Annotated in this window: 23 protein-coding genes and 1 tRNA gene; 10 read left to right on the forward strand and 14 right to left on the reverse strand. The window is 70.4% G+C overall.

The window, feature by feature from the left end; translation table 11 throughout:
- Positions 1–28: 28 nt before the first annotated feature.
- Positions 29–1,081 carry a 3-isopropylmalate dehydrogenase gene (locus E4K62_RS10515; RefSeq protein ID WP_135067226.1) on the reverse strand — a complete coding sequence of 351 codons (1,053 nt, stop codon included), beginning with the start codon at positions 1,079–1,081 and terminating at the stop codon, positions 29–31.
- Positions 1,082–1,106: 25 nt separating this feature from the next.
- Complete coding sequence (locus E4K62_RS10520) at positions 1,107–2,639, reverse strand: MFS transporter (protein WP_135067228.1); 1,533 nt, start codon at positions 2,637–2,639, stop codon at positions 1,107–1,109.
- Positions 2,640–2,720: 81 nt separating this feature from the next.
- Between E4K62_RS10520 and E4K62_RS10525 the strand changes: the two genes are divergently transcribed.
- Positions 2,721–3,269, forward strand: a complete 549-nt coding sequence (locus tag E4K62_RS10525; protein ID WP_135067230.1) for a TetR/AcrR family transcriptional regulator — start codon at positions 2,721–2,723, stop codon at positions 3,267–3,269.
- Between the two features lie 18 nt (positions 3,270–3,287).
- On the opposite strand, the gene serA is transcribed toward E4K62_RS10525, so the two are convergent.
- From serA to otsA, 10 genes are all read right to left on the reverse strand, one after another.
- The gene (serA, locus tag E4K62_RS10530) at positions 3,288–4,889 is read right to left on the reverse strand and encodes a phosphoglycerate dehydrogenase (protein ID WP_135067232.1); all 1,602 of its coding nucleotides are present in this window, start codon (positions 4,887–4,889) and stop codon (positions 3,288–3,290) included.
- Positions 4,890–5,018: 129 nt separating this feature from the next.
- The gene (locus E4K62_RS10535) at positions 5,019–5,363 is read right to left on the reverse strand and encodes a bacitracin resistance protein (protein WP_135067234.1); all 345 of its coding nucleotides are present in this window, start codon (positions 5,361–5,363) and stop codon (positions 5,019–5,021) included.
- Positions 5,360–5,881, reverse strand: coding sequence for a DNA polymerase III subunit gamma/tau (locus tag E4K62_RS10540; protein ID WP_135067236.1), 522 nt, complete (start codon positions 5,879–5,881; stop codon positions 5,360–5,362). Before E4K62_RS10540 ends, E4K62_RS10535 begins: the two co-directional genes overlap by 4 nt.
- Before the next feature lie 229 nt (positions 5,882–6,110).
- Complete coding sequence (locus E4K62_RS10545) at positions 6,111–6,728, reverse strand: cyclodeaminase/cyclohydrolase family protein (protein WP_167747772.1); 618 nt, start codon at positions 6,726–6,728, stop codon at positions 6,111–6,113.
- A 70-nt stretch (positions 6,729–6,798) separates the two neighbouring features.
- Positions 6,799–7,824: a ketol-acid reductoisomerase gene (gene ilvC / locus E4K62_RS10550; RefSeq protein WP_135067240.1), complete on the reverse strand. Its 1,026-nt coding sequence runs from the start codon at positions 7,822–7,824 to the stop codon at positions 6,799–6,801.
- Between the two features lie 32 nt (positions 7,825–7,856).
- Positions 7,857–8,366, reverse strand: a complete 510-nt coding sequence (gene ilvN / locus E4K62_RS10555) for an acetolactate synthase small subunit (RefSeq protein WP_135067242.1) — start codon at positions 8,364–8,366, stop codon at positions 7,857–7,859.
- 4 nt (positions 8,367–8,370) lie between these two features.
- Positions 8,371–10,173, reverse strand: a complete 1,803-nt coding sequence (locus E4K62_RS10560) for an acetolactate synthase large subunit (RefSeq protein ID WP_135067244.1) — start codon at positions 10,171–10,173, stop codon at positions 8,371–8,373.
- A gap of 38 nt (positions 10,174–10,211) precedes the next feature.
- A complete protein-coding gene (ilvD, locus tag E4K62_RS10565) occupies positions 10,212–11,912 on the reverse strand; it encodes a dihydroxy-acid dehydratase (protein ID WP_135067246.1) in 1,701 nt (566 codons plus the stop codon).
- 9 nt (positions 11,913–11,921) lie between these two features.
- Complete coding sequence (gene otsB, locus E4K62_RS10570) at positions 11,922–12,707, reverse strand: trehalose-phosphatase (protein ID WP_135067248.1); 786 nt, start codon at positions 12,705–12,707, stop codon at positions 11,922–11,924.
- Positions 12,704–14,137 (reverse strand): alpha,alpha-trehalose-phosphate synthase (UDP-forming), encoded by a 1,434-nt coding sequence (gene otsA / locus E4K62_RS10575; protein WP_135067250.1) that lies wholly within the window; start codon positions 14,135–14,137, stop codon positions 12,704–12,706. The genes otsB and otsA overlap by 4 nt, the downstream gene beginning before the upstream one ends.
- A gap of 114 nt (positions 14,138–14,251) precedes the next feature.
- Between otsA and E4K62_RS10580 the strand changes: the two genes are divergently transcribed.
- From E4K62_RS10580 to E4K62_RS10590, 3 genes are all read left to right on the forward strand, one after another.
- Positions 14,252–14,506 carry a hypothetical protein gene (locus tag E4K62_RS10580; RefSeq protein ID WP_135067252.1) on the forward strand — a complete coding sequence of 85 codons (255 nt, stop codon included), beginning with the start codon at positions 14,252–14,254 and terminating at the stop codon, positions 14,504–14,506.
- Positions 14,507–14,517: 11 nt separating this feature from the next.
- The gene (locus E4K62_RS10585; RefSeq protein ID WP_308195122.1) at positions 14,518–15,366 is read left to right on the forward strand and encodes an SDR family NAD(P)-dependent oxidoreductase; all 849 of its coding nucleotides are present in this window, start codon (positions 14,518–14,520) and stop codon (positions 15,364–15,366) included.
- 82 nt (positions 15,367–15,448) lie between these two features.
- Positions 15,449–17,131, forward strand: coding sequence for a catalase (locus tag E4K62_RS10590; RefSeq protein WP_135067254.1), 1,683 nt, complete (start codon positions 15,449–15,451; stop codon positions 17,129–17,131).
- A gap of 64 nt (positions 17,132–17,195) precedes the next feature.
- Here the strand turns inward: E4K62_RS10590 and E4K62_RS10595 are convergent, their stop codons facing one another.
- On the reverse strand, positions 17,196–17,507 hold the full coding sequence (locus E4K62_RS10595) for a DUF6506 family protein (RefSeq protein ID WP_135067256.1): 312 nt from the start codon (positions 17,505–17,507) through the stop codon (positions 17,196–17,198).
- Positions 17,508–17,775: 268 nt separating this feature from the next.
- On the opposite strand from E4K62_RS10595, the gene E4K62_RS10600 reads away from it, so the two are divergent.
- Genes E4K62_RS10600 through E4K62_RS10610 form a run of 3 tightly spaced genes read left to right on the forward strand, consistent with a single transcriptional unit; the run spans position 17,776 to position 22,216 of the window.
- Positions 17,776–19,497: a glycosyltransferase gene (locus E4K62_RS10600; protein ID WP_135067258.1), complete on the forward strand. Its 1,722-nt coding sequence runs from the start codon at positions 17,776–17,778 to the stop codon at positions 19,495–19,497.
- The gene (locus E4K62_RS10605; protein ID WP_135067260.1) at positions 19,494–20,225 is read left to right on the forward strand and encodes an HlyD family efflux transporter periplasmic adaptor subunit; all 732 of its coding nucleotides are present in this window, start codon (positions 19,494–19,496) and stop codon (positions 20,223–20,225) included. Before E4K62_RS10600 ends, E4K62_RS10605 begins: the two co-directional genes overlap by 4 nt.
- On the forward strand, positions 20,222–22,216 hold the full coding sequence (locus E4K62_RS10610; RefSeq protein ID WP_135067262.1) for a glycosyl hydrolase: 1,995 nt from the start codon (positions 20,222–20,224) through the stop codon (positions 22,214–22,216). The genes E4K62_RS10605 and E4K62_RS10610 overlap by 4 nt, the downstream gene beginning before the upstream one ends.
- A gap of 78 nt (positions 22,217–22,294) precedes the next feature.
- Here the strand turns inward: E4K62_RS10610 and E4K62_RS10615 are convergent.
- Positions 22,295–22,367 (reverse strand) — tRNA-Lys (locus E4K62_RS10615).
- 104 nt (positions 22,368–22,471) lie between these two features.
- Between E4K62_RS10615 and hisN the strand changes: the two genes are divergently transcribed.
- The 3 genes from hisN (at position 22,472) to E4K62_RS10630 (ending at position 25,172) form a co-directional block, all read left to right on the forward strand.
- Positions 22,472–23,317: a histidinol-phosphatase gene (gene hisN / locus E4K62_RS10620; protein ID WP_240742662.1), complete on the forward strand. Its 846-nt coding sequence runs from the start codon at positions 22,472–22,474 to the stop codon at positions 23,315–23,317.
- Positions 23,314–23,889, forward strand: coding sequence for a hypothetical protein (locus E4K62_RS10625; protein WP_135067264.1), 576 nt, complete (start codon positions 23,314–23,316; stop codon positions 23,887–23,889). Before hisN ends, E4K62_RS10625 begins: the two co-directional genes overlap by 4 nt.
- 605 nt (positions 23,890–24,494) lie before the next feature.
- The gene (locus tag E4K62_RS10630; RefSeq protein WP_135067266.1) at positions 24,495–25,172 is read left to right on the forward strand and encodes a response regulator transcription factor; all 678 of its coding nucleotides are present in this window, start codon (positions 24,495–24,497) and stop codon (positions 25,170–25,172) included.
- The last annotated feature ends 7 nt before the right edge of the window (positions 25,173–25,179 follow it).

The raw sequence follows: 25,179 nt of genomic DNA on the forward strand, positions 1-25,179 counted from the left end.
AGTACGGCGGCGCGAGCTCGGTCTCAGACTACGCCTGGAGCCGAGCGACGATCGCGTCGCCGATCTGCGTCGTGGTGCGGGCGGTGGCGCCCCGGGCTGCGATGTCCTCTTCGACCGCGTGGGTGATGCGCTCGGCCGCCTCCCGCAGCCCGAGGTGATCGAGCAGGAGGGAGACGGAGAGGATGGCCGCGGTGGGGTCGGCCTTGTGCTGTCCCGCGATGTCGGGCGCCGATCCGTGCACGGGCTCGAACGTCGAGGGGAGGACGCCGTCGGGATTGATGCTGCCCGAGGCGGCGAGGCCGATGCCACCGGTGACGGCGCCGGCCAGGTCCGTGAGGATGTCGCCGAAGAGGTTGTCGGTGACGATCACGTCGAAGCGGCGCGGGTTCGTGACCAGGAAGATCGTGGCCGCATCGACGTGCAGGTAGTCTACGGCCACCTCGGGGTATTCGGCCGAGACGGCGTCGACGACGCGCTTCCAGATGCCGCCGGCGTGCACGAGCACGTTGGTCTTGTGCACGAGTGTGAGCGCGCGGCGCCGCCGCTGGGCCAGTTCGAACGCGTAGCGGACGACCCGCTCTACGCCGAAGGCGGTGTTGACGGAGGTCTCGTTGGCGATCTCGTGCGGTGTGCCGCGGCGGATCGAGCCGCCGTTGCCGACGTAGGCGCCTTCGGTCCCCTCCCGCACCACGACGAAGTCGATCTCGCCGGGGTCGGCGAGCGGACCCGTGGAACCGGGGTACAGCTTGGAGGGGCGGAGGTTGACGTACTGGTCGAACTCGAAGCGCAGCCGCAGCAGCAGACCGCGCTCGATGTTGGCGTCCTTCAGCCGCGGATCGCCGGGCACTCCCCCGACCGCGCCGAGCAGGATCGCGTCGTGCGCGCGGAGGGCCTCCAGGTCGTCGTCGGTGAGCGTGTCGCCGGTCTCGAGGTAGCGCCCGGCGCCGAGGGAGAAGTGCGTGCGCTCGAACGTGACGTCGCTGCCGGCCGTCACGGCGTCGAGCACCTTGACCGCTTCGGCGATGACTTCGGGACCGATGCCGTCGCCGGGGACGACGGCGAGCTTGACGACACGCGACATGGCACTCCTTGCAGGAACCGGCGCGTCAGGACTTCGCGCCGCGGGATCCTCCCAGGCTAGCGGCCGCGACGACCCCGGCCACGACGATCAGCCCCGCGCCGATGAGTGCGGTCACGACCACGCCCGAGTCGAACGCATGCGCGGCGGCCTCATGCAGGGCAGCCCCCACATCGGGCGGCAGGGCGGATGCGGCGGCCACCGCTCCCGCGAGGGTCTCGCGCGCAGCATCCGCCGCGGCATCCGGAACTCCCGGCGGGATGACCAGGCCGGCGCGATACAGGGCGGTGAGGATGCCACCGAGGATCGCGGTGCCCAGCACCGCACCCAGCTCGTAGGCCGTCTCGGACACGGCGCTGGCAGCGCCCGACTTCGCCGAGGGGGCGCTGGAGAGGATCAGCTCGTTGGAGACCGTCTCGGCCGCGCCGATGCCGATGCCCAGGGCCGCGAAGGCCGCGATGAGCACGGGCAGGTTGCCGGCGGCGAAGGCCACCACGGCGTACGCGACGACGGAGAACAGCAGCGCGGCAGGCACCACGATGCGGGCGGGGAAGCGCTTGGCGATCGGAACGACGAGGAGGCCGGAGGCGATCATCGCCACGAGCCCTGGCACGAGCGCGAGCCCGGCCTGCATGGGCGGGAGCCCTACGACCAGCTGCAGATGCTGCGCGGCGAAGTACAGGAAGCCCACGAGTCCCACGACACTCAGGAGATTGACCACGATCGCCCCCGAGAACGTGCCCTGCCGGAACAGGCTCATGTCGAGCATGGGGGTCTCCAGGCGCAGCTGCCGCCGGACGAAGAGCACGCCCACGGCGACCCCGAGCACGAACATGACGGGCGCGATGCTGACCACGCCGTGCACCGCGAGCTCCTTGATGCCGTAGACGATCGGGATCATCGTCCCGAGCGACAACAGGATGCTGAGCGGATCGGCGCGCCCCGGGCTGGGGTCGCGGCTCTCCGGGACCAGGAGGGGTCCGAGGATCAGCAGCGGGATGAGGACCGGCACGGCCAGGAGGAAGACCGAGCCCCACGCGAAGTGCTCCAGGAGGAGCCCGCCCACGATGGGGCCGAGGGCCGAGCCGGCCGAGAACCCGGACGCCCAGATGGCGATGGCGATGCGGCGCTGGTCACGGTCACGGAAGATCGTGCGCAGGAGCGAGAGCGTCGAGGGCATGAGCATCGCCCCGAACACGCCCAGGAGCGCCCGCGCGAGGATCAGCAGCGACGCCGTCGGTGCGAACGCGGCCAGGGCGGAGACGACCCCGAAGCCGGTGGCGCCCAGCAGAAGCATCTTGCGGCGCCCGAACCGGTCGCCGAGGGTGCCCATGGTCACGAGCAGGCCGGCCAGCACCAGCGGGTAGGCGTCGATGATCCACAGCTGCTCGATACTCGTGGGTTCGAGGTCCAGGGCGATCGCCGGCAGCGCGAAGCTGAGCACGGTGTTGTCGACCGAGACCAGGAGCACCGGCAGCATGAGCACGACGAGCGCCACCCAGCCGCGCCAATCGGCTCGGAGGGTGGGCAGGGTCGAGGTGGGTTGTGACATCTGAAGCATGTGCGCGCGAAAGCCTAACTGAACCGTCCAGCCGGTATAGTAACACGAGACCCTTTCCCCACCCCTGGACCCGAGCACGCCATGAGCAGACCACCCCGCGCCCGCGAGAGCGTCCTGGACGCCTTCGCCGCCATCCTCGCCGCCGAGGGCGACCGGGCCGCCACGATGGATGCCACGGCCCGCGCCGCGGGGGTGTCCAAGGGCGGGCTCCTGTATCACTTCGCCTCGAAGGACGCGCTCGAAGCCGGCCTCATCAGCCGCATGGAGGCCCTCGCCGCCGAGGACATCGCGCAGATCAAGCAGTCGCCCGAGGGTGCCGTGGCCGCCTTCATGCGCACGTCGCTGCACAGCGGTACGCCCTTGGACAACTCCATCGTGGCCGTGTCGCGCCTGGCGCAGAACGGCTGCGCGCCCGCCGTGGCCGCCCTGCGCCGCATCCGGGAGTCGTGGGAGGAGGCCATCCGCCCGCACGCGCGCGACGAGACCGCTCTGCAGCTGATCATGCTCGTCAGCGACGGTCTCTACTTCAACAACGCCCTGACGGTCGGCTCCGTCCCCGGCCCCGTCCCCACCGGCGCCGAGCTGGACGCGCTCATCGCGCTCGTGCAGTCCGCCGCATCCGCCGACTGACCCGGCGGGGCGCGCGGATCAGGACTCGGTGATCTCGATCTGGCGGAACATGTCGGCGCCCACCGCTTCGCGCATCTTGGTCAGGATGGCGTCGGGCACCGGCGAATCCACCGTGAGCACCGAGAGCGCACGGCCACCGTCATCCGGCGCGACCTGCAGGCCCGCGATGTTGATGTTCGCGTCCCCCAGCTCCTTGCCGTAGATCGCCACGATGCCGGGGCGGTCCTTGTACCGCATCACGACGTGGTAGCGCTCCAGCGGCACCTCGATGTCGTACCCGTTGATCTCGACGACCTTGGGCACCATGCGGGTTCCCGCGAGCGTGCCGGCGACGGTCAGCACAGACCCGTCGGCGAGCGTGCCGCGCAGGATCGTGATGTTGCGGTACAGCGGGCTCTCCGGCTCGACGATGAGACGCACCTCGAGGCCGCGCTGCTCAGCGAACAGCGGCGCGTTGACGTAGGAGACGCTCTCGCTGACGATGCGGCTGAAGATGCCCTTGAGCGCGGCGAGGCGGTAGACGCTCACGTCGTAGGCGGCCAGTTCGCCGCGCACCTCGATGTCCAGGCTCGTGACCGCGCCGTCCGCGAGGCCGCTGAAGAACTGCCCGAGCATCTCCGCGAGGGCGATGCCGGGGCGCACGAACGGGTCGATGACGCCGCCGGCGACGTTGACGGCGTCGGGGACCAGGTCGCCCTCGAGCGCGAGCTTGACCGAGCGGGCCACGGAGACGCCGGCCTTCTCCTGCGCCTCGTGGGTGCTCGCGCCCAGGTGCGGCGTCACGACGACGTTGGGGAGGTCCAGCAGCCGGTGCGCGGGGCCGTCGGCGGCGGGCGGCTCGGTGCTGAACACGTCCAGACCCGCGCCCGCGATCTCACCCGTCGTGAGTGCCGTGTACAGCGCGTCCTCGTCGATCAGCCCGCCGCGCGCGACGTTGACGACGTAGGCGGTCCGCTTCATCCGCTGGAGCTGCTCGAGTCCGATCATCCCGGTGGTCTCGGGCGTCTTCGGCATGTGGATCGTGAGGAAGTCCACCTGCTCGAGGAGCTCGTCGAGGGTGACCAGCTGCACGCCCAGCTGCTGCGCGCGGGTACTGGTGACGTAGGGGTCGTACGCGATGACGCGCATGTCGAATGCCTGCAGGCGCGCCGCGATGAGTGCACCGATGCGGCCGAGCCCGACGATGCCGACGGTCTTCTCGAACAGCTCGGTGCCGGTGAAGGCGCTGCGCTTCCACTGCCCCTGCGCCAGCGACGCGTGCGCGGCGGGGATGTGCCGGGCGAGGCTCAGGATGTGGCCGACGGTCAGCTCCGCCGCCGAGACGATGTTGGACGTGGGCGCGTTGACGACCATGACACCCGCCGTCGTGGCGGCCTTGATGTCGACGTTGTCCAGTCCCACGCCCGCACGGGCGACGACCTTGAGCTTCGGCGCCGCGGCCAGCGCCTCGGCGTCGATCTTCGTCGCGGAGCGCACGAGGATCGCGTTCGCGTCGGCCAGTGCGGCCAGGAGGGCCGGGCGATCGGTGCCGTCGACGTGTCGCACGTCGAAGTCGGGACCGAGCGCGTCGATCGTTGCGGGAGAGAGTTCTTCGGCGATGAGGACGACGGGGTTCGTCACAGAGGGATCCTTCTGGCGCACGGGTGAGGCGGGTTACGGCGCCGCCCACCTCCGGCCACGGAGGGGCGGCGAGGCCTCCGCCAGCCTAGCGCGGGCTCGCCCGTCTCCCCGACCGTATGACGGCCGCCCTCAGCCGCCGTACAGCGAGAACGACGTCACGGCGTAGGCGAGGATGTTCGTCCAGAACGCCGCAGCCACGGCGAGGCCGGCGACCAGGACGAGGGCGAACTCCCACGTCCGGCGGCGCCATCCGATGACGAATGCGACGGCGAAGGCGATCATCGGGAAGACGATGGGCAGGATGTGCACGAACCAGCCCCACCCGTTCAGCCCGAGAGGGCCGGACGCCTGGCGGATGAGGAGGTCCACGGCGCTCCACACGAGGTACGCGTAGAACAGCCCGATGAGGCCGGCGACGGCGAGGGCGCGCCACGGAGGCGTGGTGGCCCGTGCGCGTGCGGTGTCCGCGGTCATCCGAATGCTCCCGTCAGGAGGAACGGCCACGGCACCAGCAGCACGACGCCCGCGATAAGCCACGTGAAGCGCACCCATGTGCGCGAACGGCGCGTGAGGGAGTACGCGGCGGCGAACCAGATCAATGGCGCGGCGGCGGCGGCGATCGTGATCGTGATGAGCGCCACCGAGGGCACCGGGATGGCGCCGACGGACTGCAGCCGCACGCTCACGATGAGCCACCCCACGGAGTAGAGGATGAACGCGGCGGCGATCATCCCGACCCCGACGAGCCCCGCGTTCCCCAGGGGTGTGGGCTCTGCGTCGGCGGCGGTTTCGACCGCGCCACTCCCCCGGCCCACCGCGGTGAAGCCGCGCGGGAGCTTGCGCGACTCCGGCGCATCCGATGGTCTGCTCGACGCGCGCGGCGGCCGGCCGGATGGGCGCGGTGGGGCGGGCGCCGCCTCGGTGCCGGGGTCGAGCGTGGGGTCGTCGTCGCCGCCCCAGCTGAGGGCGTCGTCGTCGCGTCCGGTGCTCACTCCCCCAGCGTAATCCCCGTCGCATCCGCGCCCCCAGTCCACGCCCTTTCCGCGCGTGCGCGCCCCGCGTGCGTGCGCCCCTTCCGCGCGTGCGCCCTTTCCGTGCGCCCCCAGCCCTCCGCGCCCCACATCCGCGCCACTTCGGTGCGTCCGCGCCGCTTAGAAGCGTGGCGGATGCACCGAACAGGCGCGATCGTGGGATTGCGGGGCGGCGGGGCGGCGGGCCGGCTCAGTCGAGCGGCAGTGCGGCGAGGATCGCGTCGATCTCGGAGCGGGCGCGCTCGCTGCGGTCGCCGATATCGGACAGGCGGCCCAATTCCGCGGTGTCGGACCTGTCGCCGGCGTGCGAGCGGGCCAGGGCGATGTTGGCGCGCAGGTTGATGAGGGCGGCGCCCAGACCCGCCCGGAGCGATTCCGAAGCCACGCCGGTGTCGGCGACGAGGTGCGGATTGCCCACCTCCGCGACCAGGCGCAGCTGCGCGACGAGGGCGATGCCGACCTCAGCCAGGTCGGCGGAGGATGCTGCGGCCGCCACGGCCGCGTCGTACAGGCGGGCGCTGCGGTCGGGGCCGTCCTCGCGCAGGGCGGCGCCGAGGGCGACCGACCGCACGCCGTCCTCCTCGGATGCCCGCAGGGACGCCGCGCGCAGCTCCCGGACCCGCTCGCCCGCCTCGGCGGCGACGGGCTCGTCGGGCGTGTACCCGCACACCATGTGCAGGAGGGCCGCGGCGAGGGCCATCATGACGCCGGCGGCCGATCCTCCGCCGGGCGCTCCGGTGGGCTCGGCCAGGCGCGCGAGCCACTCGTCCATGGCCAGGGAGGTGGGAACATCCGGATCGCTCTGCATCCGTTCACGATAGCCCCGGAACGCACGGATGCCCCGGACCGCAGTGGCCCGGGGCATCCGTCGAGGAAGGTCAGCGCGCGGCCGAGCCCTCCGTGTAGTCGCTGTCGGTCTGCTTCCACGCGAACAGCGAGCGCAGCTCCCGGCCGGTGGCCTCGATGGGGTGACCCTGCTCCTTCTCGCGCAGCGCGAGGAACTCGGGGGCACCGGCATCCTGGTCGGCGATGAAGCGCTTGGCGAACGCGCCGGACTGGATGTCGGCGAGCACGGCCTGCATGTTCTCCTTCACGCGCTCGTCGATGACGCGCGGGCCCGAGACGTAGTCGCCGTACTCCGCGGTGTCGGAGATCGACCAGCGCTGCTTGGCGATGCCGCCCTCCCACATCAGGTCGACGATGAGCTTGAGCTCGTGCAGCACCTCGAAGTACGCGATCTCGGGCTGGTAGCCGGCCTCGGTGAGGGTCTCGAACCCGTACTGGACGAGGTGGCTCATGCCGCCGCACAGGACCGCCTGCTCGCCGAAGAGGTCGGTCTCGGTCTCTTCGGTGAAGGTGGTCTTGATGACGCCGGCGCGCGTGCCGCCGATGGCCTTGGCGTACGACAGCGCGGTGTCCCACGCGGTGCCCGACGCGTCGCGCTCGACGGCGATGATGTCGGGGATGCCGCGGCCGGCGACGAACTCGCGGCGCACGGTGTGACCGGGGGCCTTCGGCGCGACGAGGATCACGTCGACGCCCTCGGGTGCGTCGATGTACCCGAAGCGGATGTTGAACCCGTGCGCGAAGGCGAGGGTCTTGCCCGGGGTCAGGTTGTCGCGGATGCTGTCGCTGTAGATGCCGCGCTGGTGCTGGTCGGGCGCGAGGATCATGATGAGGTCGGCCCACTTCGTCGCGTCGGCGACGGAGAGGACCTGGAATCCGTCCTCCTGCGCCTTCGCGGCCGACTTGGAGCCGTCCTTGAGCGCGATGGCGACCTCGACGCCGGAGTCACGCAGGTTCAGCGCGTGCGCGTGGCCCTGGGAGCCGTATCCGACGATCGCGACCTTCTTGCCCTGGATGATCGAGAGGTCGGCGTTGTCGTCGTAGAAGATCTCTGCCATGGGGTTCTTTCTCTTTGGTGGGTGGGATGCTGTCAGCCGCGCAGGACGCGTTCGGTGATGCTCTTGCCGCCTCGGCCGATGGCGACGAGGCCGGACTGCGCGAGTTCCTTGACGCCGAAGGGCTCGACGGCGCGCAGGAACGCGTCGACCTTGCCGTGGTCGCCGGTGATCTCGATGACGAGCGCGTCGGGGGCGTAGTCGACCACCGATGCGCGGAAGAGGTTGACGACCTCCAGCACGTGCGAGCGCGACGCGTTGTCGGCGCGCACCTTCACGAGCATGTGCTCGCGCTGCACGGAGCTGGCGGGGTCGAGTTCGACGATCTTGATGACGTTGATGAGCTTGTTCAGCTGCTTGGTCACCTGCTCGAGCGGGAGGTCTTCGACATCCACGGCCACGGTGATCCGCGACAGGCCCGGGATCTCGGTGACCCCCACCGCGAGCGAGGAGATGTTGAAGCCGCGGCGGGCGAACAGGCCTGCCACACGCGTGAGCAGACCGGGCTTGTCCTCCACGAGGAGGCTCAGCACATGACTGGGCATCGTCTCAGTCCTCCTGCTCGAAGGCGGGCGAGTGGTCGCGGGCGTACTGCACGTAGCTGTTGCTGACGCCCTGCGGCACCATCGGCCACACCATGGCGTCGGCGCTCACGACGAAGTCGATCACGACGGGCCGGTCGTTGGTCTCCAGGGCCGTGCGGATGGCCGCATCCACGTCCTCCTCCTTCTCCACCCGCAGGGCGAGGCATCCGTATGCCTCGGCGAGCTTGACGAAGTCGGGGATGCGGATGCTGTCGTGGCCGGTGTTCAGGTCGGTGTGCGAATACCGGCCGTCGTAGAACAGCGTCTGCCACTGGCGCACCATGCCCAGCGAGGAGTTGTTGATGATCGCGACCTTGATCGGGATCTTGTTGATGACGCAGGTGGCGAGCTCCTGATTGGTCATCTGGAAGCAGCCGTCGCCGTCGATCGCCCACACCACGCGGTCGGGCTCGGCGACCTTGGCGCCCATGGCTGCCGGCACCGAGTAGCCCATCGTGCCGGCACCGCCGGAGTTGAGCCAGGAGTTGGGGCGCTCGTACTTGATGAACTGCGCGGCCCACATCTGGTGCTGGCCGACGCCGGCGGCGTACACGCCCTCGGGCCCGGTGAGCTCCCCGATCCGCTGGATCACGTGCTGCGGGGAGAGCAGGCCGTCTGTGGTCGGGGCGTAGCCGAGGGGGAACTCCGCCCGCAGCCCGTCCAGGAACGACCACCACTCGGAGATGTCGGGCGTACTCGTGCCGACGACGTCGCGGTACGCGGCATCCAGGTCCACGAGCACGTCACGCAGATCGCCCACGATCGGCACGTCGGCGACGCGGATCTTGGAGATCTCGGCGGGGTCGATGTCGACGTGCACGACCTTCGCGTCGGGGGCGAACAGCGCCGCCTTGCCGGTCACGCGGTCATCGAAGCGCGCGCCGAGGGAGATCAGCAGGTCGGATTCCTGCAGCGCGAGCACGGCGGGGACCGTGCCGTGCATGCCGGGCATCCCGAGGTGCTGCGGGTGCGAGTCGGGGAACGCGCCGCGGGCCATGAGCGTGGTCACCACGGGCACGCCGGTCGTCTCGGCGAAGGCGAGCAGCTCCTTGGACGCGCGGGAGCGGATCACGCCGCCGCCGACGTACAGCACGGGCTTCTTCGCGGCGGCCAGCAGCTGCGCGGCGGACTGGATCTGCTTGCCGTGCGCCTTGGTCACCGGACGGTAGCCGGGAAGGTCGATCTTCGGTGGCCACACGAACGGCGCCTCGGCCTGCTGCGCGTCCTTCGTGATGTCCACGAGCACGGGGCCGGGGCGGCCGGTCCCGGCGATCTCGAACGCCGCCGCGATGGCTCCGGGGATCTCCTCGGCGCGCTTGACGAGGATCGAGTGCTTGGTGATGGGCATCGTGATTCCCACGATGTCCGCCTCCTGGAACGCGTCGGTCCCCATGAGGGTGGAGAAGACCTGCCCCGTGATGCAGACGATCGGCACCGAGTCCATGTACGCATCGGCGATGGCCGTGACGAGGTTGGTCGCGCCCGGTCCCGACGTGGCGATGGCGACGCCGGTGCGTCCGGATGCGGCGGCGTAGCCCTCGGCGGCGTGGCCGGCGCCCTGCTCGTGCCGCACGAGGATGTGGCGGATCTCGGACGTGTCCATGAGCGGGTCGTAGACCGGCAGGATCGCGCCGCCGGGCAGACCGAACACGTCGGTGACACCGAGCAGCTCGAGGGAGCGGACGACCGCCTGCGCGCCCGTGAGCACGGGCGCGGGCGCGGTGCGAGCGGGTGGCCGGGGAACGGCCGTGGCGGATTCGGCGGGCATGGTGATTCCTCGCATGCAGATGGTTGAAGGGACGGCGATTACCCCGTGACCGCGCCCTCCGCAGCGGAGTGCACGAGCTTGGAGTACTTGGCCAGGACGCCACGGGTATAGCGCGGGGGGAGGGGCTCCCAGCCAGAGCGGCGGGAGTTCAGCTCGGTCTCGTCGACGAGTAGGTCGAGAGTGCGAGCCGCGATATCGACCCGTATCAGATCACCATCGCGCACGAAGGCGATGGGACCTGCGTCCACCGCTTCGGGTGCTATGTGGCCGATGCACAGGCCGGTTGTGCCGCCTGAGAATCGTCCGTCCGTCAAGAGTAGTACATCTTTTCCGAGGCCTGCGCCCTTGATGGCGGCGGTGATGGCGAGCATCTCGCGCATGCCGGGGCCGCCCTTGGGGCCCTCGTAGCGGATGACGACGACGTCACCGGCGGTGATCTCCCCGGCCTCCAGCGCGTCCATCGCGGCGCGCTCGCGCTCGAACACGCGCGCGGGACCTTCGAAGACGGCGGCGTCGAATCCGGCGGTCTTCACGACCGCCCCCTCCGGTGCCATCGAGCCGTGCAGGATCGTGATGCCGCCGGTGGCGTGGATGGGGTTGTCGAAGCTGTGGATGACGGTGCCGTCGACGGGGTCGGGGTCGAGGTCGCGGAGGTTCTCGGCGAGCGTCTTACCCGTCACCGTCAGGGCGTCGCCGTGCAGCAGTCCCTCGTCGAGCATCGCCTTCATGATGACGGGGATGCCGCCCTGGCGGTCGACGTCGTTCATGACGTAGTTGCCGAACGGCTTCATGTCCGCGATGTGCGGGACCTTGTCGCCGATGCGGTTGAAGTCGTGCAGGTCCAGCTCGACCTCGGCCTCGCGCGCGATCGCCAGCAGGTGCAGCACGACGTTGGTGGAGCCGCCGAGAGCCATCGCGAGGGCGATGGCGTTCTCGAACGCCTCCTTCGTGAGGATGTCGCGCGTCGTGATGCCCAGGCGGAGGAGGTTCACGACGGCTTCGCCGGAGCGGTGCGCGAAGTAGTCACGGCGGCGGTCGGCCGACGGCGGGGCGGCCGAGCCGGGGAGGCTCAGCCCCAGTGCTTCGGCGACGGAGGCCATCGTGTTGGCGGTGTACATGCCACCGCAGGCGCCCTCCCCCGGGGCGAACGAGCATTCGATGCGCTTGAGGTCGGCCTCGCTCATACGCCCGGCCAGGCACGCCCCGACTCCCTCGAAGGAGTCGATGATCGTGATCTCCTTCTCGGTGCCGTCCGACAGCTTGACCCAGCCGGGTGCGATCGACCCGGCGTAGAGGAAGACGCTCGACAGGTCCAGGCGCGCGCTGGCCATCAGCATCCCGGGGATGGACTTGTCGCAACCCGCCAGCAGCACCGTGCCGTCGAGGCGCTCGGCCATGACGACGGTCTCGACGGAGTCGGCGATGACCTCGCGCGAGACGAGGGAGAAGTGCATGCCCTCGTGGCCCATCGAGATGCCGTCGGAGACCGAGATCGTGCCGAACTGCAGCGGGTAGCCGCCGCCGGAGTGCACGCCCTCCTTCGCTCCCTGGGCGAGGCGGTCGAGGCTCAGGTTGCAGGGAGTGATCTCGTTCCAGCTCGAGGCGATGCCGATCTGGGGCTTGTCCCAGTCCTCGTCGCCCATGCCGACGCCGCGGAGCATGCCGCGGGACGTGGTGGCTTCGATTCCGTGGGTGACCACGCGGCTGCGCGGCTTGATGTCGATGGTGCTGTCGGGCATTCTCGCAGTCTATTCCCGACGCGCTCCCCGCATCCGCGCGAGCACGTCCAGGAGGTCGGCGAACGCCGCGATGTCGGCGACGGTGACGGTGGCCGCGGTCTCCCCCGGCCCCACCCGCACGCCCAGGTCATCGCGACCGAGCGAACGGATGGCGTCCTCGTCGGTGACGTCGTCACCGGCGAAGAGCACCGCCGTGGCGCCCGTGCGTTCGCGCAGTGTCCGCACGGCGGTGTCCTTGCCCTCGTGCCGGAACGCGTACTCGAGGATGTTGTGGCCGGTGCGTCGCCGCCACGCCGGCGCGTTCGCGCGCACGAGGTCGTCGACGACCCGGTTGGCGTGCTCGGCCGTCACCGCATCGGCCCGGCGGGTGTGCACGCCGAGCCCGAAGGTCTTCGGCTCGATCCACACTCCTGCCATCCCGCGCGTGGCCTCTTCGGCGAGGCCGCGCAGGCGGTCACGGAGGGCGACCTCCTCGGCATCCTCCTGGGGCTCGATGGCGCCGATGCCGGGCTGCCAGTACTCGGCGCCGTGCGACCCCGCCAGCCACAGCGGCGAGGCGTCGTCATGTTCGGCGATGATGCGGAGATCACGCAGGCTCCGCCCCGAGACGAGGGCCACCACGGTGTCGGGCAGGGCGGCGAGCGCCTCGACGGAGCGGCGTGCGGCCGGCAGCATCCGCGCGTCCATGGGCTCGTTCTGCAGCGGCGAGAGCGTGCCGTCGAAATCGAGCGCGACCAGCAGGCGCGGGGTGCGGGCGAGGGGCTCGAGGAGGTCCTCTGCGACGGTCGTGATCATGCCGTCACCGCCTTGGCGCGGTCGTGGAAGACGGCGAGCGCGTCGAGGAAGTCACGCGACCAGTCTTCGACATCATGTTCGCGCACGCGCCGTCGCAGGGCCCGCATCCGCCGGCCCTGTTCACCGGCGGGCATGTCGATCGCCCGCATCACCGCGTCCTTGAGCCCGTCGATGTCGTGCGGGTTGACGAGGATCGCGCTGCCCAGCTCGTCGGCGGCGCCGGCGAACTCGCTGAGCACCAGAACGCCGCGATTGTCCACGCGACTGGCGACGTACTCCTTGGCCACGAGGTTCATGCCATCGCGCAGCGCGGTGACGAGCATGACGTCGGCGGCGAGGTACAGGGCCACCATCTCTTCGCGCGGATACGCCTGGTGGAGGTAGCGGATGGCCGTGTGCCCCATGGTGTCGTAGTCGCCGTTGATGCGCCCGACGGTCAGCTCGATCTCATCGCGGAGCTGGATGTAGGCCTCCACCCGCTCCCGGCTGGGACTGGCCACCTGGACGAGGGTGACGTCGTCGACGCTCACGCGGCCGTCTTCGAGCAGCTCCCCGAACGCCTTGAGACGATGGCGGATGCCCTTGGTGTAGTCCAGGCGGTCCACCCCGAGCAGGATCTTCTTCGGGTTGCCCAGGCTCTCCCGGATCTCCAGCGCGCGCGCCTGGATGTCCGGACGCTGGGCGAGCTCGATGTACGAATCGGCGTCGATGGAGATCGGGAACGCCTTCGCCAGGGCCGTCCGCGTGCCGCCCGCGCCGTCGGGCACGGAGATCCCGGACGCCTTCGTCTCGTAGCGCAGCTGGCGCCGCACCGCGCGGGCGAAGTTGCCCGCATCGGCGACGCGCTGGAAGCCGATGACATCCGCACCCAGAAGCCCCTCGAGCACCTGCCGACGCCACGGCAGCTGGGAGTACAGCCCGTATGCCGGGAAGGGGATGTGGTGGAAGTAGCCGATCGTCAGGTCCGGCCGCGCCTCGCGCAGCATCTTCGGAACGAGCTGGAGCTGATAGTCCTGCACCCACACGATGGCGTTCTCCGCCGCGACATCCGCGGCCGCGTCGGCGAAGCGCTGGTTGACCTTGACGTAGGCCTCCCACCACTGCCGCTTGAACCGGGGGGCCGCGATGACGTCGTGGTACAGGGGCCAGATCGTGTCGTTGGAGAACCCTTCGTAGTAGTTCTCGACGTCGTCGGCGGAGAGGTTCACCGGGACGAGGTGCGTCCCCTCGAAGTCGAACGGTTCCAGGTCGAGGTCGGCTTGACCGGCCCAGCCCACCCAGGCACCCTCGGCCTTGCGCATCACCGGCTCCAGCGCGGTCACGAGACCGCCGGGCGAGCGGCGCCAGCCTCCCTCGTCGTCGGGGTCGGCGTCAGCGATGCGGTCGACCGGGAGACGGTTGGCGACGACGACGAACTCTGCCTGGGTCACGCGGGCTCCTCCATGCGGTGTTCCCCCCAGGCTACCCCGCAGCCTCCGGCGCTCCCGGGCCCTTGCATGTCAAGCCCGCGCATCCCCTATCGTCGGCACCGATAGCGTGGGCGCATGCGCAAGTACCTCTTCGGCACCGGTCTTGTCAGCGCCATCACCGGCGGTCTGACGCTCCTGCGGAGCCTTCGCAGCAACGACCCGTTCACCTGGCGCACCGCGCTGGCGTTCCTGAGCTGGGGCATCTCGCTCGCACTGGCCATCGGCAGCGTCGTCGACACGCGCCGGGCCACGCGGGGCGGCATCGTGCCGTCGGACTCCCCCGTCTCGGGCAAGGAGCAGAAGCTGCTCCGCAAGCGCCTGCGCGCCTGACCCCGCCTCCCGTGGCCGCCTCCTCCCCCGTCCGCGGCTCCGTCGTGCTCATCACCGGCGGAGCGCGCGGCATGGGCGAGCTCTACGCCCGGCGGGCCGTCGCCGCCGGTGCCCGCGCCGTCGCCCTGTGGGACATCGACGCCGACGCGGCGACCGCCCTGGCGCACGATCTCTCCCGCTCGGGCACGGACGTCCGCCCCTACCGCGTGGACGTGTCGCAGCTGGCGGACATCCAGACGGCGGCGGCTGCGGTACGGGCCGACCTCGGGTCACCCGACATCCTCATCAACAACGCCGGGATCGTCCGCGGCGCACCGTTCTGGGAGCACGACCCGGTGCGCGACATCGAGGCGACTCTGCGGATCAACACCCTCGCGGCGATGTGGCTGACCCGGGAGCTCCTCCCCGACATGATGGCCGACGCATCCCGGCCCAAGCGCATCCTCAACATCGCCTCCGCGGCCGGAACGCTCGCCAACCCCAACATGAGCGTGTACGCCGCGTCGAAGTGGGCGATGATCGGCTGGAGCGATTCCCTGCGGCTGGAGCTGGCGAAAGGCGGGCACCGGCACATCGCCGTGACGACCTACTGCCCCAGCTACGTCTCCACGGGGATGTTCGAGGGCGCGCGCGGACCGCTGCTCACCCCGATCATGACGCCGCAGCAGGCCACCCGAGCCGCGTGGAACGGGATGCTGCGGGGCACGCCGATCGTCATGCGGCCATGGACGGTGAAGCTCGCGACGGCCCTGCGCGGCGTGCTCCCCACGCGGGCGTGGGACCTCGTGGCCGACAAGGTGTTCCGCGTCTACTCCTCCATGGACCACTTCACCGGTCGAAGCGGAGGGCCGCGACTATAGCTCGCGATTCCCCGGCCCGCGAGGGGGTGAGGAGCGCCAGAGCGACGACGCAGGCTGGAAGGGAATCAACGAGAGGACAGCCATGAGCGATGTCGCGAACGAACCCCCCGCCCCCAGCGAGGAGGACCGCCCCGTCCTGACCAACCGTCAGGGGCACCCGGTCTACGACAACCAGAACTCCCGTACGGTCGGCGACCGTGGCCCCGCCACCCTCGAGAACTACCAGTTCCTGGAGAAGATCAGCCACTTCGACCGCGAGCGCATCCCCGAGCGGGTCGTGCACGCGCGCGGCGCCGTCGCGTTCGGTCACTTCGAGGCGACCGGCAAGTGGGGCGATGAGCCGATCGAGAAGTACACGCGCGCGAAGCTCTTCAACACCCCCGGCAAGAAGACCGACCTGGCGATCCGCCTGTCCAGCGTGATCGGCGGCCGGGACTCGTCCGAGGCGGCCCGCGATCCGCGCGGCTTCGCCGTGAAGTTCTACACCGAGGACGGCAACTGGGACCTCGTCGGCAACAACCTGGCGGTGTTCTTCATCCGGGACGCCATCAAGTTCCCCGACGTGATCCACTCCCTGAAGCCGGATCCCGTGACCTTCCGCCAGGAACCGGCGCGCATCTTCGACTTCATGTCGCAGACCCCCGAGTCGATGCACATGCTGGTGAACCTCTTCAGCCCGCGCGGCATCCCGGCCAACTACCGCACGATGCAGGGGTTCGGCGTGAACACCTACAAGTGGGTGAACGCCGACGGCGAGACGGTGCTGGTGAAGTACCACTGGCTGCCGCGCGCGGGGGTGAAGAGCCTCACGGAGGAGGACGCCGCCAACATCCAGGCCACCGACCTCGGGCACGCCTCGAAGGATCTGTACGAGGCCATCGAGTCCGGCGACTACCCGCAGTGGGACCTCTACGTGCAGATGATGAGCGACGACGACCACCCCGAACTGGACTTCGACCCGCTCGATGACACCAAGGTGTGGCCGGAGAACGAGTTCGAACCCAAGCTGGTGGGCACCATGACGCTCACCGCCAACGTCACCGACCATCACAACCAGAACGAGCAGATCGCGTTCGGCACCGGGGTGCTCGTGGACGGCCTGGACTTCTCCGACGACAAGATGCTGGTCGGCCGCACGTTCTCGTACTCGGACACGCAGCGGTACCGCGTGGGCCCGAACTACCTGCAGCTGCCGGTGAACAGCCCCAAGAACGCCCGCGTGTCCACCAACCAGCGTGGCGGGCAGATGTCGTACGGCGTAGACCTCGGCGAAGGTCAGAACCCCCACGTCAACTATGAGCCGTCGACCATGGGCGGGCTCCGGGAAGCCGAGTATCCCACGAAGGACGAGCAGGGACCGGTCATCAGCGGCCGCCTCACGCGGGCGCGCATCCCACGGACCAACGACTACACGCAGGCAGGCCAGCGCTATCAGCTGATGGAGCAGTGGGAGAAGGACGACCTGGTGCGGAACTTCGTCACGCTGATCGGGGAGGCCACCGAGCAGGTCCAGCAGCGGATGGTGTGGCACTTACTCATGGCCGACGACGAACTCGGCCTGCGCGTGGGCGAAGGACTGGGCATCACCGTCGACGAGGTGAAGGACCTGCCGCCCCTGCAGTCCCAGACGCTCAGCGACGACGAACTGCAGCGCCTGGCGAACCTGGGGAAGAACGGCCCACGCGATGTCGCGGGCCTGAAGATGACGCACGTCGTGCCGAACGAGCGCGTCGTGGTCGAGCGGGGCGGCCCCGCGGCGGCGTGAGCGCCCTTCGGAGCACCTCCGCGTAGTGGTGCGATGCCCCGGGACCGGAAGACGGTCCCGGGGCCTAGCGCTCTTCGCCGAACAGCTTCGCCAGGAGCGGTACCGATTCCATGCCGTAGGTGACTCCGCCGACGGGGACGCGGCCATCCACGGCGGCCGCGACCTCGGCCACCACCTCCGTTCCGAAGCCACCGCAGAGCTCGATCGACTGCGCTCCGTCATCGACGAGCTCGACCGCGACGGCCACGGCGGCAGCGGGATCCGGGACGGCGACGATCGTCGTCTTCAGTCCACCCCGATCGATCACCGCGCGGTCCTGCGCAGGATCCTCCTCACCCACCCCCAGGTAGATGAATCCCCACTGGTGAAAGCTCATGTCGACCTCCCTTGAACGGATGGATTCACCAACGCCTCGCCGGGGAGGACGATTCCTTCGCGCTGCCGAGAGCGGAACGCATCCGCGCCGCCAACCGCTCAGGCGATCGTCATCCAGCGTTCACACGCGGGGAACACGATCGTCGCGGGTTGGGGCGCAGCATGGAGTCACCGTTCCGGGCTCTGGGGGCTCGGTATCCGGGTAGGGCTCTCTGCGTGCCGACGGCGCTGCGGATGGGAGCACCGCCGTCCATCGGGAGGGGAACCCCATGGCACGCATTCCATCCGCACACCATCACCGCCGCCACGGCCATGCCCAGCGCGAGCAGCCGGAGAAGGGCGGGGAGCCGACGCCCGTCATGATCCTGCTGGTCGTGGTGGCGACCATCGGGGTCCTGGCGTACACGGGGTTCCTGCTCGCCCCGGGCAGCCGCGGCGATCTGCTTCCGTACGTCATGATCATCGCCGCGGAGTCCGTCCTGGTCGTCCAGGCGCTGCTGTCGATGTGGACGATCCTCTCCAGCGGCCGCAACCCGCGCGACTATGCCGCGCACGACGCCGCCGCGCGCCTCCTGCCGCGCCTGGCCCGCGGCGACGACCGCATCCACCTGCGTGGCCGCCCGATCGTGATCGATGTGCTCGTGACGGTGTACGGCGAAGAGCTCGACACGGTCCGCCGCACGGTCACGGCCGCCGTGGGGATGCGGGGGGCGCACCGCACGTGGGTCCTCGACGACGGCCGATCCGACGACGTGCGGACCCTGGCCGAGACCGCCGGCGCGCGTTACGTGCGCCGGCTCAGCTCCCACGGCGCCAAGGCCGGGAACATCAACCACGCCCTGACGCTGGCCAAAGGCGACTTCTTCGCCATCTTCGACGCCGATTTCGTGCCGGTGCCGACGTTCCTGCTGCAGACGATGCCGCTGTTCGTGCACGACGACGTCGCGTTCGTCCAGACCCCGCAGGTGTACGGCAACCTGCACACGGTCGTCGCGCGCGGAGCCGCGTACATGCAGACGGTCTTCTACCGGTTCGTCCAGCCCGGTCGCAACCGCTTCAACGCGGCGATCTGCGTGGGGACGAACGTGGTCTTCCGCCGGACGGCGATCGACGAGGTCGGGGGGATGTACACCGACTCGAAATCCGAAGATGTGTGGACCTCGCTCCTCCTGCATGAGCGGGGCTGGCGTTCGGTGTTCCTCCCCGACGCGCTCGCGGTCGGGGAGGCACCCGAGACCATCGAGGCGTACAGCAAGCAGCAGCTGCGCTGGGCGACCGGGGGCTTCGAGATCCTCCTGCGCCACAATCCACTGAGCCTGCGACGCCGCCTGACGATGGATCAGCGCATCCAGTACCTGGTGACAGCCACCTTCTACCTCACCGGCATCTGTCCGCTCCTGCTCCTGCTCGTGCCGCCGCTGGAGATCTACTTCGACCTGCGTCCGATGACGCTGGAGACCACCGTCCTCACGTGGGCGCTGTACTACGGCGGCTTCTACGCCATGCAGATCCTGCTCGCCTGGTTCGCGGTCGGATCGTTCCGGTGGGAGACGCTGACCCTGGCGACGGTCTCGTTCCCGATCTACGCCAAAGCCCTGTGGAACGTGCTGCTGGGGCGTGACATCGGATGGCACGTCACCGGTTCCGCGTCGCGCCGCTCACCCTTCAACTTCGTCATCCCGCAGACCCTGTTCTTCGTCTTCCTCGCGCTGACGACCCTCGTGGCCGGCTGGCGTGACGTCGACAACGGCGCGCTCACCCTCGCGACCGCCTGGAACGCCACCAACACCGTGATCCTCGGCGCGTTCCTGGTGACGGCGCTTCGCGAAGCGCGCGCCATGGCACGACCGCAGGAACGCCCCGCACCCTCCGCAGCGCCGGTCGTGACCGCCCCGCTGACGGTGGTCGCACGGCCGCTCCCCCTCGCCGCCCGCCCGGCGGAGCCCGCCGCCGACGAACCGGCCCTCGTCCCGGCGGGAGGTGCCCGATGACGTGGGCGAACCGGCTGAAGATGACCGCCGGCCTCCTCATCGTCCTCGTCCTCGTGGCCGCCTTCACGGTCGTGTTCAACCAACGGCAGCAGCGGGTCCTCTCCACGAGCGCCGCGATCGTCGCGGAGAGCTACCCGGTCGGCACCGATTACGGCGGCATCGTCACCCGGCAGTACGTCGAGGTCGGTGATGAGGTGGCCGTGGGCGATCCGCTCTTCGACGTACGGAGCCTGCACCTGCAGCGCGACATCGCCACGGGCCAGGTCGCGGATCCGGCCCTCGCCGCGGGCGTCTCGGCGGACGGCACGTCCACCATCGCCGCGACGGTGGACGGCACGGTGCGGGAGATCGCCGTGCCGCAGGGAGGCTTCGCTCAGGCCGGGGGCATGCTCGCGACCGTCGATGAGAATTCCTCGCTGTTCGTGGAGGCGGAGTTCCAGCTCTCCGCACGCGACTATGCGCGCATCGCCGAGGGGAACGACGTCGAGCTGCTGCTGCCCAATCAGGCGCTGCTGGAGGGTGCGGTCGTCGGCATCGACGTGACCACCGTCGAGGGGCAGGCGCTGTCCACCGTGCGGATCGAGAGCCGAGACCTGTCGGACAAGAGCGCCACAGGGATGTTCCAGGCCGGGACTCCCGTGCAGGCGACCCTGCAGCTGCGCCAGGACGGGCCTCTGGCCGGGGTGGGCGACGCCGTGCGCGACCTCCTGCGGAAGGTCGGCCTGTGACCGCCCGCCGCCTCCCGGCGGCGCTGGCGGTCGCCGCGGTTCTCGTCTTCAGCGGATGCACCGCCACGACGCCCGCGGACCAGGCGGCGCCCACCGGCACGGCCGAGCCGTCGACGTCCATCGCCGCCCTGCCGGTGGAGAGCGTGGCCGACATCGGCGAGGCCCGCCTCGCGGAAGATCTCATCCCCCCGACCAACCGCTGGTACTCCGGACTGGTCTTCGGCGCACAACCGCAGCCGGTCTATCCCTTCCCCCTCGCCTTCGCCGCCGATGACGACGCGTTCACCGTCGACCTGCCGGCCGTGACCGCGACGGAGAAGACCATCGCCGCCTCCTTCGGCGCAGGACTGCGCATCGGGCTGGACGCCGACCGTTTCGCGGCGGTGCGGGCCGATCCGGTGTCGGTCACCCTGCGCTGGTGGAGCGGCGACGACCCGATCGGCGACGTCACCATCGCCGAGGGATCCCCCGTCGTGGGCTTCACCGCTGCGCGCGAGAGCACGCTGGTCCCCGCCGCGCCGCTGCGCTCCGCGGGAGATGACGTGTGGACGGCGACGGCGGACGACACCGCCTTCGGCGTCGTCGCGCGGGGTGCTCGCTGGGACGGGAAGGCCCTGACCGTGCCGGAGGGCGGTCACGCCCAATGGTTCGCGATTCCGGAGGACTCCGACGTGAGCGCGTGGGCCGAGGCTCTGGATGCGCCCGTCGACGGGGTGCACGTCGAAACCGGCGCCGCGAGTGCGTCCACGCGCCTGACCTACACCGGGACGGACAGCACCGTGCTCGTGCCGTTCCCCACTCAGGCCGGCGCGGGCTCGGACTGCGATCTGGGCACCTTCGCCACCGCCTACGGCGAGGCCGACGCGTGTCGCGGCACGGAGCTCGCGTGGACCGTGCCCGAGACCTCGCCCCGCGCGGCGTTCGACCTCGGCGCGATCGACGATGAGACCCGCGCCGCCATCGCGGCTCAGGCCGCCGCGGATCTGGATGCCACGCCTCCCCTCCCCGCCGACACCTACTACGGGGGGAAGGCTCTCGCCCGGCTCGCCGCACTCCTCACCCTGGCCCGTGACCTGGGCGACACGGCGCTGGCCGATCGCGTCGCCGTGAGGTTGTGGACGGAGCTGGCACCGTGGGCCGAGGCGGACGGATGCCGCGAGCGGGACAGCCGCTGCTTCGTGTACGACGACGCCCTGCGGACCGTCGTCGGCAAGACGCCGACCTTCGGGTCGGAGGAGGGCAACGACCACCACTTCCACTACGGCTACTTCCTGACCGCCGCCGCCGCCCTGGTCGCCGCGCAGCCCGAGAAGGCCGACGCGCTGGCCACCGTGATGGACATCCTCGCCGCCGACATCGCCGCCGGCGCCGCCGAGGAGGCGCTGCCGCGCCTGCGCGTGTTCGATCCGTACCGCGGCCACTCGTGGGCGTCTGGACTTTCCCCCTTCGCGGACGGCAACAACCAGGAATCCAGCTCGGAAGCCGTCGCGGCGTGGAACGGCCTGGCACTGTGGGCCGAGATCCGCGGCGACGACGGACTGGCCCACACCGCCCGATGGCTGCTGTCGGCGGAAGTGGCCGCAGCCCGCGCCCTCTGGCTCGAGCCCGACTCCGACACCCTGGCCGAGGGGTTCGATCATCCCGTCGTTTCGCTGACGTGGGGCGGCAAGCGCGACTACGCCACGTGGTTCAGTCCCGAGCCGTCGGCGATCCTCGGCATCCAGGTGCTTCCGCTGACCCCCGTGGCCCTCGACTACCTGGCGCAGGACCCGGGCCGCGTCGCCCGCAACGTCGCCGACGCCGGCCCGCAGGCGTTCAGCGGACCGCTGGGCGAGTACGTCCTGATGTATTCGGCGCTGGGCGGCGCCGCCCCGCATGCCGCCGCGACGGAGGCCCTGGCGGCGCTGCCCGCCGACGGCCTGGACGACGGAAACTCCAAGGCCGTGATGATGGCCTGGCTCGCCGCGATCGAGGCCTCACCTGGGCGTTGAGTGCGCGCATCCGCGGCCTCCGGCGAGAACCCGGAAACGAAAAAGCCCCGGAAACTGGCGAGAGTTTCCGGGGCTTCGTGCACCCCCAGGGACTTGAACCCTGAACCCACTGATTAAGAGTCAGTTGCTCTGCCGATTGAGCTAGAGGTGCAGGTCGCCGGTGCCGTTTCCGGCGGGGCGAACCGAGGGATCACATTACCATCCTGATCCGCCCCGCCGCGAATCGAGCAGGCCCGGCGCCTGTAGCCTGGACGCGTGTGCCCTGCCGCCGACGCGCTGCCTTCCCCGACCGGTCCGTATGCCGACGATCTCGTTCTCGCGCTGCGACTGGCCGATGCGGCGGACGCCGTCACGATGGCACGCTTCGATGCCGGCGATCTGGACGTGACCGCGAAGGCGGACGCGTCCTATGTCACGGAGGCGGATCTGGCCGCCGAGCGGGAGATCCGCGCGATCCTCGACGCCGAGCGTCCTGACGACGGTGTCCTGGGGGAAGAGTACGGATCCCGCGGATCCGCTGCGCGGCGCTGGATCATCGACCCCATCGACGGTACGCACAACTATCTGCGCGGCATCCCGGTGTGGGCGACGCTCATCGCGCTCACTGTCGACGGAGCTCCGGTGGTCGGGGTCGTGAGCCAGCCGGCCATCGGGCGCCGGTGGTGGGCCGCGGCATCCGCCGGCGCGTGGACCACCGCATCCGATGGCGGCGTGCGTCGCATCCACGTCTCGGACGTGTCGTCGCTCGAGCAGGCCAGCGTCAGCTTCCAGAGCATCGCGCAATGGACCGACGCGGGGCACCGGTCGGCGCTGCTGGAACTCTCGCGCAACGTGTGGCGCGACCGCGGCTACGGCGACGCCCTCCCCTACATGTGGCTCGCCGAAGGCCGGCTGGAGATGGTCGCCGAGTTCGACGTGAAGGAATACGACATCGCCGCGCTCGCGCCCATCGTGACGGAGGCCGGCGGCCGGTTCACCGCCTACGACGGCTCCGATTCGCTCACCGCCGGCTCGTCACTCGCCACGAACGGCGTCCTGCACTCCGCCTTCCTCGACCTGCTCCACGCCACCGATGCCCGCGACGTGAAAGAGCTCGCATGAGAATCCCCCGCCTCGTGACCTCGCTCGCGATCGCCGTCCCTCTCGTCCTGCTCGCGGGCTGCGCGAACGAGACCACGCCGGAGACGACCCCGACGACGCCGGCTCCCCCGACCGCCGTGCCCACCTCCCCCGCACCCACGCCTTCGGGCGACGGGTCCGGAACCGATCCCTCCGAGCCGACGTGCGAGACGATCGTGCCCGCGGGTGTCGTCGACGAGTTCCAGAAGGTCGGATGGAGCGCGCAGCCGCAGCCCTTCCGCATCGGCGGCATCGAGATCCCCGGCGGGATCCAGTGCACGTGGGGCGACTATTCCGTCGCCACCGACCACGTGCAGATCTTCGGCTGGGCCCCCATCGAGGATGCGCAGATCGAGCGCGCCCAGTCCGAGCTCATCGGATCGGGCTGGCGGCGCGAGGAGGGCGAAGACGGGTTCTACGTCACCGAGAGCGCCGACACCGTCATCGCCCCCGACGAGAACGGGTACGGCTTCACCTACTTCTTCAGCGACACCTGGGTGACGATGGCCGACACCAAGCAGGGCCTCGTGCTCGTGGAGTGGCCCCCGCGCTGACTTCGCCGTGGCGCCGCTGACGCGGCGGCCTCGTCTGCCCGTCCGGCCTCGTCGGCCCGAACTCCTCAAGACCGGGGCCTCCGCCGCCCCATCCGCCCGGTTTCGGCGCATCCCGGCCCGGATTTGAGGAGTTCGGGCGCGGCCCGGCACCCGCATCGGCATGCAGGCGGGCCCGCCCCTACAGGTAGGCGGACGCCGCGTCGTTCACTGTCCCCGGCAGCCCTTCCCGCCCCCACCGCGCCCGAACTCCTCAAGACCGGGGCCCCCGCGGCCGCATCCGCCCGGTTTCGGCGCATCTGCGCCCGGATTTGAGGAGTTCGGGCGCGGCCCGGCTCCCGCATCGGCACGCGGGCGGGCCCGCCCCTACACGCAGGCGGGCGCCCGGAAAGGTAGGGCGGGTGGCGGGGCGTTGATGGCCCCCGGGCAGCCCTTCCCGCCCCAGCCCCGCCCGAACTCCTCAAGACCGCGACCTCCGCCGCCCGATCGGCCCGGTTTCGGCGCATCCCGGCCCGGACTTGAGGAGTTCGGGATCGACACCCCGGAGAGCGACACGCGTCGGGCCGCTTCAGGCGCGCTTCAGCTTCGGACGGCCAGACTGGGGAGCGATGCGGATTCTGGTGGTGGACGACGAGGTGCGCCTCGCCGACGGCGTCAGGCGGGGCCTGGAAGCCGAAGGCTTCGCCGTGGACGTGGCGCACAACGGCGTCGACGGACTGTGGCGGGCGCGCGAGACCCCGTACGACGCCATCGTCCTGGACCTCATGATGCCCGGGATGAGCGGATGGAAGGTGTGCGAAGCGCTGCGCGCCGAGGAGAACTGGACGCCCGTGCTCATGCTCACGGCCAAGGACGGCGAGTGGGATCAGGTGGAGGCGCTGGAGACGGGGGCGGATGACTACGTCACCAAGCCGTTCTCGTTCGCGGTGCTCGTGGCCCGGCTTCGCGCGCTCATCCGTCGCGGTGGCGTGGAACGACCCGTGATCCTCGAAGCCGGCGACCTCCGTGTCGACCCGGGAGCGCGCCGGGTGTGGCGGGGCGAGACGGCGGTGTCGCTCACCGCCCGGGAGTTCGCGGTGCTGGAGTACCTGCTCCGCCACCGCGGACGGGTCGTCTCCAAACGCGACCTCATCGCGGGCGTGTGGGACGACGACTTCGACGGCGATCCGAACATCGTCGAGGTGTACGTCGGTCACCTGCGACGAAAGCTCGACCGGCCCTTCGGTCGGGAGGCCCTCGAGACGGTGCGCGGCGCCGGCTACCGGCTGGCGGCCGACGGTGGCTAGGCGGATG

The organism is Microbacterium wangchenii (genome assembly GCF_004564355.1).
Lineage (GTDB): Bacteria > Actinomycetota > Actinomycetes > Actinomycetales > Microbacteriaceae > Microbacterium > Microbacterium wangchenii.